The 13,044-nt window shown below is 38.4% G+C and carries 8 protein-coding genes; 5 read left to right on the top strand and 3 right to left on the bottom strand.

Annotation, left to right across the window (positions count from 1 at the left end):
- Positions 1-178: 178 nt before the first annotated feature.
- Positions 179-1,051: a glycosyltransferase gene (locus BSAG_RS08185; protein ID WP_004314466.1), complete on the top strand. Its 873-nt coding sequence runs from the start codon at positions 179-181 to the stop codon at positions 1,049-1,051.
- 475 nt (positions 1,052-1,526) lie between these two features.
- Here the strand turns inward: BSAG_RS08185 and BSAG_RS08190 are convergent, their stop codons facing one another.
- Positions 1,527-4,127 carry a hypothetical protein gene (locus tag BSAG_RS08190; protein ID WP_004314467.1) on the bottom strand — a complete coding sequence of 867 codons (2,601 nt, stop codon included), beginning with the start codon at positions 4,125-4,127 and terminating at the stop codon, positions 1,527-1,529.
- A 34-nt stretch (positions 4,128-4,161) separates the two neighbouring features.
- Positions 4,162-4,647: an acyltransferase gene (locus tag BSAG_RS08195; protein ID WP_004314468.1), complete on the bottom strand. Its 486-nt coding sequence runs from the start codon at positions 4,645-4,647 to the stop codon at positions 4,162-4,164.
- Between the two features lie 392 nt (positions 4,648-5,039).
- On the opposite strand from BSAG_RS08195, the gene BSAG_RS08200 reads away from it, so the two are divergent.
- The 3 genes from BSAG_RS08200 (at position 5,040) to BSAG_RS08210 (ending at position 9,547) form a co-directional block, all read left to right on the top strand.
- Positions 5,040-6,212: an ATP-binding protein gene (locus tag BSAG_RS08200; protein WP_008019346.1), complete on the top strand. Its 1,173-nt coding sequence runs from the start codon at positions 5,040-5,042 to the stop codon at positions 6,210-6,212.
- A 45-nt stretch (positions 6,213-6,257) separates the two neighbouring features.
- Positions 6,258-7,811 carry an ATP-binding protein gene (locus BSAG_RS08205; RefSeq protein ID WP_004314471.1) on the top strand — a complete coding sequence of 518 codons (1,554 nt, stop codon included), beginning with the start codon at positions 6,258-6,260 and terminating at the stop codon, positions 7,809-7,811.
- Positions 7,812-7,993: 182 nt separating this feature from the next.
- Entirely contained in the window at positions 7,994-9,547 is a 1,554-nt protein-coding gene (locus tag BSAG_RS08210; RefSeq protein WP_004314473.1) for an ATP-binding protein, read from the top strand.
- 169 nt (positions 9,548-9,716) lie between these two features.
- Here the strand turns inward: BSAG_RS08210 and BSAG_RS08215 are convergent, their stop codons facing one another.
- The gene (locus tag BSAG_RS08215) at positions 9,717-10,328 is read right to left on the bottom strand and encodes an HU family DNA-binding protein (RefSeq protein WP_004314474.1); all 612 of its coding nucleotides are present in this window, start codon (positions 10,326-10,328) and stop codon (positions 9,717-9,719) included.
- Between the two features lie 603 nt (positions 10,329-10,931).
- Between BSAG_RS08215 and BSAG_RS08220 the strand changes: the two genes are divergently transcribed.
- The gene (locus BSAG_RS08220) at positions 10,932-13,016 is read left to right on the top strand and encodes a BT4734/BF3469 family protein (RefSeq protein WP_004314475.1); all 2,085 of its coding nucleotides are present in this window, start codon (positions 10,932-10,934) and stop codon (positions 13,014-13,016) included.
- Positions 13,017-13,044 lie beyond the last annotated feature (28 nt).

The following is a 13,044-nucleotide window of genomic DNA, read 5'->3' as shown; positions in this document are numbered from 1 at the left end:
GAGTTAAAGGTGGATGATCTATATTTATCTGTTAGCTTTGGAAGTCTGGAGTTTTTCATTTTTTTTAATCTAAGTTTGTCCTTACAGGATTTTATCCTTAGTTTTGTGAACTATTTTTTTATGAATTAGAGATATTCGTATAAAAGTATCTTAGTATATAAAATTGATTTGAATAAATATGATTTCTATTATAATATGCAGTAGGTTTCAATCCATCTCTAAGGAATTGAAGGATAATATTGAGAATACGGTTGGGGTTGTTCATGAGATTATATGTATTGATAACAGTAAAAGTCAATATGATATATTTAGTGCTTATAACGAAGGGGTCAAAAGGAGCCAATATCCACTTCTCTGTTTTATGCATGAAGATATTTTACATTACACTAATGATTGGGGAAAGCTTCTGATAAATCATTTCAGAGATTTGAAAGTAGGGCTTATTGGAATTTCTGGACCACGTTTTATTAGTCAAATACCGGGTATTTGGTGGGGACCCGGAAGTACAGATGCAGGAAAGGATGCAATTTGCCAGTATTCTATTGATACTAATAGAGCTGATCCAACCATTACTTATAATACTTGCTTTAAACCCATTGCAGATGCGAATGCCATAGAAGTGGTAGCAGTGGATGGATGTTTTTTTTGCATGAGGAAATCTGTTTTTGATAAAATAAGATTTGATGAAATAAATTACAAAGGATTTCATTTTTACGATCTTGATATCTCATTGCAGGTTTATATGCTGGGGTTGAAATCATTATGTGTGTATGATATTCTAATAGAGCATGTTAGTAATTCAAAATTGGATAATGAATGGTTGACTAATGCACGAATATTTTTCACAAAATGGAAAGACTGTCTGCCGATAGTAAATTATCCAGTGTCAGCAAAAGAAAGAAGAGTGTTAGAGAAGAACAATCTTCAAACTATGAATTATATTATTAATGAGAATAATCGAAAACCTAGTCGTTATTATAAATTCTCAGAGAAGCTATATTTATTGCGATACTGCTGTGATAAAAAAATGCTTCAGTCACTAATCTATTAGGTAAAATGTGTCACTATATGTTGAGTGGAGCACGGCTTTTTCATTTAAGAAATATTGTTTATCGCTTGTTATTGTGGTAAAAATCCTTATATTCGTGTGCAGCGATGCGAAAGCACCGTCTTAGGTGTTTCTTTTTGTCGTTCATTTTTGATTTTTTTTCTACTTTGCGAGTTGTTTGTCTATGGTTGAATATTAAAAATGAGTAAATACTAGGGGGTAACTAAGTAATGCAAGACTAAAATACTACTATGGAAGATGTCACGAGGATGATATTATCAGCCTAATGGATATCGCTGTTTTTAGTGGGTGGAAATAAATAGGAAATGGGTAGTTGTCAGAGATTCATTGATAACTAGTCGTTTGAGGTCTCTCTCAGCCATTTTGTATGCAATCATTCTTTTTAAATAATCACTTGATCCCTTATTGGGAATTCTTTTCTGCTTATATGTAAATGTTCAATGTTAAATAATCGCTCCTATTTCTTTTTTGCATATACTATTCCAATTCTGATAAGGAATAGCTGCATCATATAAATATCCAGATCACTCATTTTCCTTCTATTGTCATTTCTGGAGGTGAAAGCGCATAAAAAAGTTTCCATGTCCTTTAAATTGCCATTAAGTCTGATTGAAAAACTGCTTCTATCCATGTTCTTTGCGATCACTTTCATATACAAATCACGTGGTTGGGTCTTCTTGCCAATTTTAAAGTCAAAATCATAACTGTCATGTTTTTCCAGTTCATCTTCCATGTCGATGACAGACCAGAAGTAGTCGTTACCGGCATTAAACAAATCCAAAGGAAACCATCTTTTTTGAAAGTTCTCATCTAAGGAAGCGATTTGTACATTTTTTAGTAAATCTTTGTTCATTCTATAATATTTACTAAATGTATTAACCTGTTTTTCATCTAGTGTATTAGTAAAATCCAGTATAATATCGGAATGGATGGGTTTAGTAAAATTGTAGGAGACAATATGTCCTTTCTCTGTTTTAACAGTTAACAACAAAGATAGGTCGTCGCTGGATAGAGCATATGGTATCTTGATAAAAGACAGGCAGTTCCCGATATCTCCATTTTTTTCTGCGACATAGTAAAAGCTGATAGGATATTCTGTAAAATTAACGAATTCACGTCGGACGGTACAGAATGGGGGAGTAAGCAAATGAATGTCGGACAATTTCAGTTTCTGTCCGGAGGGACTGTTTAGCCCGAACATGATGCCGTCAGCTATGGGATTTGTTTCCTTTCTTGATCCTTTGACGATTTGAGAGTGCATTGTTGACTGTAAAACTCTTACATCCCCATTCCATTGAGGAACGAAAGGTTTCAGGAATTCTCCGTAAGTAAGCTTGTGTACGGGTTTATTGTTGAATCGTTTCATTATAAAGAGTGCCAATCCTCCTAATATTAAAGAAATGATCGTACTCGTTAAATCAATTTGAGTATAATTTGTCAATAAGAAAAGCAAAGTCAGTATAATAGTAGAGTCCACTAACCATATTATGGGTATAGACGCCTCGGCGTTTCTTAAAATAGCTCGTTGATATAACAATGTCGTAAAACTTTGCCACTGCATACAGAATTTTTCGTTGCCTGTCGTTTTATAAAAATAATCTTCATAAGCGGATGGAGACCATTTGAAAGGCGGATAAGGTACTATCAGGATATCAGCAAGTTCAAGATACTTGTCTTGTCCCGGATATAATCTCGCTTCTTCCAGCGGCATGACAAAAGAAAAGTCGACGTAACATCCTAAGCCAATCTCTCCTTCATCGGATACAATGGCAAAGTCATGGAACGATACAGATGTTTTTTTGCAGATTTCTTCCGGAATTCCTAACTCTTCCTTAATGCCGCGAAGTACGCAATGATAAGGACTATAATATTGGTCGTGTTCAACCAAATCTGTCCGGGAAAAGGATTCATTGACAGGGACGTGCAAAGTGGACCTGTTGTCGCTCTCTATATTTCCGCTTCTTGCTGCTACCAACATTTTTTTAGCTCCGCTGGCATCTCTGCCTCCGATAATTATATCAATCCCGAAAGAAGAAAACAAGAAGGCTAGCGATTCTACCAACAAAAGTTTTATGTTATCATTTGCTTTGTTGGTTCTGCATATAATTTCTTGAAAGATTCTCTTGAATCTGCGGTCCTTGAATATTTTTTTGAAAACTTTAAATGTAAAATGATCCGTTTCGTATATATCTAATAAAAGTTCGCCTTTTTCCAGTTTATAACCTCTAATTCCCACTTTATCACCAATAAAGCGGATGGAACCATCTTTTGTGATATCTGACTGGACTTGTATAATGGCATTATAAACGTTTTCCAGAGAATATATATCCTTTAATATATCACATATAAATTCTTTGTGCCCATTTTCATTTTCTAGATAGAAAAATTGACTCCGGTCATATCCTTTTTCCCTGATTTTTTCTGTCAGACTATCATAATAGGCAACAATCTCGTTCTTTATGATTCTTTCAATGATAGATTTATCTGTTATCACCTGGCGGGTTTCGTATGATTCGTCAGTAGTGGCAAAATGAATCTTCATCATTCTGGGATTGGCAGGTATGTCTTTTACTTCCTTTAATGTGGTGGACAATATACCGACTAATCCTTTGGGGATAATTAGTGCAGCTTGTTCATATTTAAGATAGGGAAATTCTTTTATTCGTTTGAACGGTATCCGTTGTAGTATATGCTTGTAATTGGCGCAGCATTCGGTGATTACTATCCCTCCGACTGGTATCATTGCATACCACCTGTATTGGCCATCGGTTATAAAGAAAATGATTATTGTTATAACAAACAGGGTAATGTCAAATATGGCTCTTATCTTATATCGTGCCAGATCGACTTGTGACACTAACATCCAATTCAAAACTCTTAATATTACAATTTTTCTGATCCTTACAATTCTTTTGTAGATATTGAACAATGGAATGATTACTGGTATCGCGATAGATAAGAGAAAGAGAAGTTTGTTTGAAGTAATATTTGTGAAGATATCACTCCAGTCCAGATTATGAACATAGTCCACTGTCGCTTGAATTAGATTGTTTTCCATAATATGGATGTTTTGATAGGTGTTTGTTCAAAGATCAGAAATTTACAGGTCCTACAATTTTTGCAGGATTTCCAGCTACCAAGGTATATGCTGGGACGTCTTTGGTGACAACGGCACCAGCAGCAACCATGCACCATTCTCCTAAAGTTACCCCACACAAAATTGTAGCGTTGGCTCCGATAGAAGCGCCATATTTAACCACAGTCTCGCTGACGTCCCAATCTTCGGATGATTTTAATGTTCCGTCAGGATTTATGGAACGTGGATATTTGTCATTTGTGAAAGATGCCGATGGCCCGACAAAGACTCCGTCTTCCAATGTCACGCCATGAGGAATCATAACATTATCTTGTATTTTGACTCTGTTTCCGATTATTACGTTTGAATCAATAAATATATTACGATGAATTTTGCATTCGTCTCCAATTTTAGCATTGGGAGCGATGACTGTAAATTCTTCAATAATAGTTCCTTTTCCTATTTGTGCGTTTGCAGCTATCTTAGCCGTTGTGTCAATCATGCTTTTCGTTTTTGTACTTCAGTCTACAAAAATAAGAATATAGAAGGACAAATGCAAGTTATCATTTAGCTCTTTGTTATTTCTTGATTATCAAGGTAAAACGTATGATCTGATTACAGATATGTCTGATTCTTATATTTTAGCTGATGGAATAGAAACACCTTACAGGTGTAAATTGCCGATTTGGATTGTCGGCTTCCTGTATTAGCGAGGAACCTGTAGAAAATATTCATTTCTCATAATGTCTGTGGGACGTAAATAAGCGTGGATAAGCGGTTGATGGTAAGGCTCGAGTGAAATTGCCGAATGAAACCTGCAGTTTTTCTAGAAAATGCTAGTTTTATTCGGCAAATTACTCTATATTTGTCTGTATAACTCCAAAACAAGAAATGATGGATACACTTTATAGGTCATACCGGATGTTGCTTAGCAACATATCTACTGATTTTATCCGTTATCTCCATGATGAGATAGAGTGGAGTAGTAGGCTTATTGCTATTTTAGGTTCACGTGGTGTTGGCAAAACAACTATGCTCTTGCAACATATCAAGTTGTATGATAATATTAACGAGACCCTGTTTGTGACAGCTGATGATTTATATTTTGCAGAACATAAACTGTTTGATCTGGCGATGGACTTCTATCAGCATGGAGGAAAAAAACTCTATATTGACGAAATACATAAGTATGCTGGTTGGGCTCGGGAGATAAAGAATATATATGATCTGATTCCCAAACTGCAAGTCGTGTATACTGGTTCCTCTATATTGGATTTGGAAGTCGGAGAGGCTGATTTGAGTCGTAGAAAGCTGGAATATCGTATGGTGGGGTTGTCTTTCCGTGAATACCTTGCCATTTCGTATGGGTATCATTTACCAGTTTATTCTTTAGAAGATATACTGAAACATAAAATAGATTTTCCTTATGCCGAGGCGCGTCCTATTTTGTTGTTTAAGGAGTATCTGCAACATGGCTATTACCCTTTCTTTCAGGAAAAGGGATATTTGCTTCGTTTACAAAGTATCATTAAGCAGACTTTGGAAAATGATATACCGACTTTTGCGAATATGAATATAGCAACAGCATTGAAATTGAAAAGACTGTTGTATATCATAGCGAAAAGTGTTCCGTTTAAACCAAATTTTACCAAGTTGGCGACTTTGCTTGATATGAATAGAAATACGGTTTCTGATTTGATGTGTTATCTGGAAAAGGCTGGAATAATTAATCAGCTTCGGGCAGAGACGGAAGGTGTCAGACTTTTAGGCAAAGTGGACAAGGTGTATCTGAATAATACGAATTTGGCTTATGCGCTTTCTGACAATACACCGGATATTGGTAACGTGCGTGAAACATTTTTCTTTTCTACTTTGCGAGTTGTTTGTCCGGTAACCACATCAGAAGTTGCTGATTTTACGGTGGGTGGTTATACCTTTGAAGTAGGTGGAAAGAATAAATCGCAGAAGCAGGTGCATGATGTGGAGAATGCGTATGTTGTGAAAGATGATATTGAGTACGGAATGCGTAATGTGGTTCCTCTCTGGGCATTTGGTTTTTTATATTGAGATAATATGTATATTTGTACGATGTGAACTTAAACAGATTGAAATATGAGTGGCAAGATTTACCCTATCGGTATACAGAATTTTGAAAAAATTCGTAAAGGTGGCTATTTTTATATTGATAAAACAGCATTGGTTTATCAACTGGTGAAAACCGGAAGCTACTATTTTTTGAGTCGTCCGCGCCGTTTTGGCAAAAGTCTGCTTATTTCTACGCTTGAAGCCTACTTTCAAGGAAAGCGGGAACTCTTTGAAGGACTGGCTATGGAGAAGCTGGAAAAAGATTGGGTAAAATATCCTGTATTACATCTTGATCTTAATACGGAAAAATACGATACTCCGGAAAGTTTGGAGAATAAACTGAATGGGGCGTTGGTGGAATGGGAGAAGATATATGGCGAAGAGCCCTCGGAGAAATCTTTAGCGATGCGTTTTGAGGGGATTATTAAGCGTGCCTGTCAGCAAGAGGGGCAAAGTGTGGTGATCCTGGTGGATGAGTATGATAAGCCAATGCTGCAGGCTATTGGTGATGATGTTTTGCAAAAGAGTTTCCGCAATACATTGAAAGCCTTCTACGGCGCATTGAAAAGTCAGGACGGCTGTATCAAATTTGCTTTGTTGACGGGAGTTACCAAGTTCGGTAAAGTCAGTGTATTCAGTGACCTGAATAACCTGAATGACATTTCAATGTGGAATAAGTATATAGACATTTGTGGTGTGAGTGAACAGGAACTATACGATAATCTGGATGCTGAACTTCATGAATTTGCCAATGTGCAGGGAGTGACGTATGAAGAGATATGTGCCCGGTTGAAAGAAATGTATGATGGTTATCATTTCACGCACAATTCCAAAGGAATGTACAATCCCTTCAGTCTGCTTTTGGCTTTTGATAGGAATGAGTTTAAAAGCTACTGGTTTGAAACAGGTACTCCCACTTATTTGGTGGAATTGCTGAAGAAACACCATTACGACCTTCATCGGATGGCTCATGAAGAAACCGATGAACAGGTACTGAACAGTATAGATTCTGAATCTACCAATCCTATTCCGGTAATCTATCAGAGCGGGTACCTTACCATTAAAGGGTATGATGAGCGTTTTGGAATATATCGTTTAGGTTTTCCTAATCGTGAAGTGGAAGAAGGGTTTGTCCGTTTTCTGCTTCCTTATTATGCGAACGTAGATAAAGTGGAATCTCCCTTTGAAATTCAGAAATTTGTTCGTGAAGTGGAGGCTGGTGATTACGAATCTTTTTTCCGTCGTCTGCAAAGTTTCTTTTCTGATATTCCATACGAGCTTGCCCGCGAACTGGAGTTACATTATCAGAATGTACTTTATATTGTATGTAAACTGGTCGGTTTTTATGTAAAAGCGGAATACCATACGAGTGAGGGGCGTGTGGATATGGTATTGCAAACCGACAAATTCATCTACATTATGGAATTTAAACTGAATGGAACGGCGGAAGAAGCTTTACAGCAGATCAATGACAAGCACTATGCCCGACCATTTGAAATGGATTCACGAAAACTTTTTAAGATTGGTGTGAATTTCAGTGCTGAAACGAGAAATATAGAGAAGTGGTTGGTCGAAAATTGATAACCTTTGAAGTCGGTGGAAAGAATAAATCGCAGAAGCAGGTGCATGATGTGGAGAATGTGTATGTTGTGAAAGATGATATTGAGTATGGAATACGAAATGTGATTCCTCTTTGGGTATTTGTTTCTTTATATTGAGATAATATGTATATTTGTACGATGTGAACTTAAACAGATTGAAATATGAGTGGCAAGATTTACCCTATCGGTGTGCAGAACTTTGAAAGTCTTCGTAATGATGGCTATTTTTATATTGATAAAACGGCAATGATTTATCAGTTAGTAAAAACTGGGCGCTATTATTTTTTGAGTCGTCCGCGCCGTTTTGGCAAAAGTCTGCTCATTTCTACGCTTGAAGCCTACTTTCAAGGAAAGCGGGAGCTCTTTGAAGGGTTGGCTATGGAGAAGCTGGAAAAAGATTGGATAACGTATCCTGTCTTACATCTTGATCTTAATACGGAAAAATATGATACTCCGGAAAGTTTGGAGAACAAACTGAATGGGGCATTGGTGGAATGGGAGAAGATGTATGGTGCGGAGCCCTCGGAGAAATCCTTGGCGATGCGTTTTGAGGGGATTATTAAGCGTGCCTGTCGACAGGAAGGACAGCGTGTGGCTATTCTTGTAGATGAGTATGATAAACCGATGTTGCAGGCCATTGGTAATGATGCCTTGCAAAAGAGCTTTCGTAGTACATTGAAAGCTTTCTATGGCGCATTGAAAAGTCAGGATGGCTGTATTAAGTTTGCTATGTTGACGGGAGTTACCAAGTTCGGTAAAGTGAGTGTGTTCAGTGATTTGAATAACCTGAATGACATTTCAATGTGGAATAAGTATATAGATATTTGTGGTGTGAGCGAACAGGAACTATACGATAATCTGGATGCCGAGCTTCATGAGTTTGCCAATGTGCAGGGAGTGACGTATGAAGAGATATGTGTCCGGTTGAAAGAAATGTATGATGGTTATCATTTCACGCACAATTCCAAAGGAATGTACAATCCCTTCAGTCTGCTTTTGGCTTTTGATAGGAATGAGTTTAAAAGCTACTGGTTTGAAACAGGTACTCCCACTTATTTGGTGGAATTGCTGAAGAAACACCATTACGACCTTCATCGGATGGCTCATGAAGAAACTGATGAACAGGTACTGAACAGTATAGACTCTGAATCTACCAATCCTATTCCGGTAATCTATCAGAGCGGGTACCTTACCATTAAAGGATATGATGAAGAATTTGGAATTTACCGTTTAGGTTTTCCTAATCGCGAAGTGGAGGAAGGATTTATCCGTTTTCTGCTTCCTTATTATGCGAACGTGGATAAAGTGGAATCTCCCTTTGAAATTCAGAAATTCGTTCGTGAGGTACGTGCTGGTGATTACGAATCTTTTTTCCGTCGTCTGCAAAGTTTCTTTTCTGATATTCCATACGAGCTTGCCCGCGAATTGGAGTTACATTATCAGAATGTACTTTATATTGTATGTAAACTGGTTGGTTTTTATGTAAAAGCGGAATATCATACGAGTGAAGGCCGTGTGGATATGGTATTGCAGACTGACAAGTTCATTTACATTATGGAATTTAAACTGAATGGTACAGCGGAAGAAGCTCTGCAACAGATAAATGACAAGCACTATTCCCGACCATTTGAAACGGATTCACGAAAACTTTTTAAGATTGGTGTGAATTTCAGTGCTGAAACGAGAAATATAGAGAAGTGGTTGGTCGAAAATTGAATTGCCTGCGCCGGAAATAAGATATTCATTTCTCATATTCTCATAGATTTGATTTAAATAGCAGATAATTAATAAAGTAAGCTATGAGAAATACTTTTAAAATTGGTATTTCTCATAGTTTTATTCGCAAATAGACCTTGATTTGGCTTATTTCTCATACCTGTTGAACTCATTTCTCATAATGGCCCGGTGTTGGTATATAAATAGGCTGTGTGGGCTTACCTATATTCTGTAAGTTGCCTTGTGCTTTTAGGCGACGGATTTGTCTACTGGCCATACTTTGAGTGAAACTGCAGAGCGACTGCATATTACTACGGGTTAATACAGGATGAGTTGCAAAATAGGCAGTAAGTTTCTTGTCGATCTCTTCTTCTGAAAGAGAAGCCGAATGTGGCTTGTATTTCGAACGTCGTAAGTGACTAGTCATGCACAAACTCTTTAAATCTCTGTCAGCCTGGAAATTAATGGACTTAAGTTTCACTTTGTCAGCACGAGTGGTAAGCGAGTGCACGGGTTCGGTAGCTTGCAATGTAATCTGGAAATAGCCGATTCCATCCAGATGTACTCGTTCTCCCTCGCACAGATGGTTGCCCATGCATCTACTCAATTCCATTAACATGGCTTCTACTTCTGCTTTCCCGAAAGTAGTTGCCATGTGGATTTCTCTTGCCAGCTTTTGAGTGGTCACATGTTGAAAATTAACCACCCGTGGGTGATAACTAGGTTCTTCCCCTTCTTTTTCCGGTTGGGGATTCTTATAAAACTCGAATTGTATTGCCATCTTTGTTTTAATTTAATGGTTATTTATATGTTATGTACTGATGCTCTTAGTGTATCTTGCTTTTATTCTTTTATTATTCAACCGCCATCCTGATTGTTCCACTACAGTGAACGGTTCTTTTCACTCTAGTAGACAGAACTTTTTACTGTAGTGAACAGGTCTGTGCACTCCAGTGGAACGATTGGGATGCTCTTTCAAAGATACGACATTATTAGGTGAAAAACAAGTAATTAACTAGTTGTTTGCATGAAAGAAATAGCTAGCTGTTTTCTAAGATAAGCTTGGCGGATAAACAGGAGAATAGTTGTGTCTGACTATGAGAAATACCCTGAAAGAGTATGAGAAATAGCGGTTTTTTGAAGAAAATCGATGAGGATAGTATGAGAAACACCTGTTTTAAAAACGTTTCTCATAATGTACTTCTTTGATTATATGTGCTTTATCTGAAATCTATGAGAACATGAGAAATAGAATTGAAAAATCTTTTCTAGTAGAAAGATGAAATAAGTATTCTCTGAAAAGTTGTTTGTGTGGAATATTTACAGTATATTTGTATCGTAATAATCGCCCTACAAAACACATGCAGGACAAATAAATAAAGTAATGAGAATAACACTGGTAAGAGACGATGGCAAGGTGAACACTATGCGTACGTTGAGAATTGAACAGCTCGTGGAGCAAATGAAAGTGGAAACTAAAACACAGCCTGTCTCAAAAATGAGAGAAGTCCTGCCTTTTATGCTTCCGGGTGATAAAAATGACTATGTACAGAAAGTGCCGAAGCTGATACCTGCAGCCGCCTTTTTTCGCAAAGGCGGCATAACGACGATGAGTGAATACAACGGAATTGTGATGATTCAGGTCAACAACTTGTCCGGACGTATGGAGGCGGATGAGGTGAAAGAACGGGTAAAGGAGCTTCCGCAGACTTACTTAGCTTTCACCGGTTCTTCCGGAAAGTCTGTGAAAGTATGGGTACGCTTTACTTATCCCAATGATCGTTTGCCGACAACTAGTGAAGAAGCGGAGCTTTTTCATGCGCATGCCTATCGGTTGGCAGTGAAATTTTATCAGCCACAACTTCCTTATGATATTGAACTGAAAGTACCTTCGTTGGAGCAATATTGTCGTTTAACTTTTGACCCGCACTTGTATTTTAATCCCGAAGCAATGCCTATTTATATGAAGCAGCCTGCCGCTATGCCGGGTGAGGTGACTTATCGCGAACGGGTACAAACGGAAACTTCGCCATTGCAACGGCTTGCGCCGGGATATGAAAAGTGTAATGCACTTTCTGTCCTTTTCGAAGCTGCTTTTGCACGTGCGTTGGATGAAGAGACTGATTATCAACCGGAAGGAGACAAACAATCGCTGTTGATCAACCTCGCAGGACATTGTTTCCGTGCCGGTATTCCAGAGGAAGATACAGTGCGATGGTCTCGTGCTCATTATCGCTTGCCGAAGGACGATACATTGGTTCGGGGAACCGTGCGGAATGTATACCGCACTTGTGAGGGATTTGCGAGTAAAAGTAGTCTGTTGCCGGAACAATTATTTGTCATGCAGATGGATGAGTTTATGAAACGGCGTTATGATTTTCGTTTCAACCAGTTGACATCACAAGTGGAATGTCGCGAACGGAACAGTTTTAATTTTTATTTTCATCCGGTGGATAAACGGTTGATGGCAAGTATTGCAATGAATGCACATTATGAAGGGCTTAAGCTGTGGGATAAAGACGTGGTACGTTACCTGAATTCGGATCATGTGCCGGTTTATCAGCCTATCGAGGAATTTCTTTATGACCTTCCTCATTGGGATGGTAAGGACCATATCGGCGATCTTGCCAAGCGAGTTCCTTGCGATCATCCTCATTGGGCGCAATTGTTTCGTCGTTGGTTTCTTAGTATGATAGCGCATTGGCGTGGAATGGGAAAGAATCATGCAAATAGCACTTCTCCTATATTGATAGGTCCACAGGCTTATCGTAAGTCTACATTTTGCCGGTTGATTTTGCCTCCATGCTTGCAGGCTTATTATACGGATAGCATTGATTTCAGCCGGAAGCGGGATGCCGAGTTATACTTGAATCGCTTTTTATTGATTAATATGGATGAGTTCGATCAGATTGGCATCAATCAGCAGTCTTTCCTCAAGCATATTCTGCAAAAGCCCGTTGTCAACACACGACGACCGAATGCTTCGGCTGTGGAGGAACTTCGTCGGTATGCCTCTTTTATAGGAACGAGCAACCATAAAGATTTGCTGACGGATACTTCCGGTAGTCGCCGTTTTATCGGTGTTGAGGTGACAGGAGTGATTGATGTGGTCCGTCCTATTGATTATGAGCAATTGTATGCGCAGGCAATGGCACTGCTGCGTAGTAATGAACGCTACTGGTTTGATGAGAAGGAAGAGGCTATTATGACGGAGGCGAACCGGGAGTTTGAGCAGTCGCCGGCAATCGAGCAGTTGTTCCAGGTGTATTACCGGGTAGCGGAAGAGGAAGAAGAGGGAGAATGGTTACTTGCTGCAGATATACTTCAGCGGATACAAAAGGCAAGTAAAATGAAGATTTCTTCCGGGCAGGTTAATTATTTCGGGCGTATTTTGCAGAAGCTGGGAGTAAAGTCATTCAGGAAAACACGCGGAGTTTATTATCATGTGGTGGCTGTTGGGCAAGGGTGATGATGAAATAATGCACGAGATGTGCATT

This window comes from Bacteroides sp. D1, assembly GCF_000157095.2.
GTDB classification, from domain to species: domain Bacteria; phylum Bacteroidota; class Bacteroidia; order Bacteroidales; family Bacteroidaceae; genus Bacteroides; species Bacteroides xylanisolvens.
The sequence above is the reverse complement of the archived record's forward strand: the minus strand, read 5'-3'. Positions and strand labels throughout refer to the sequence as shown.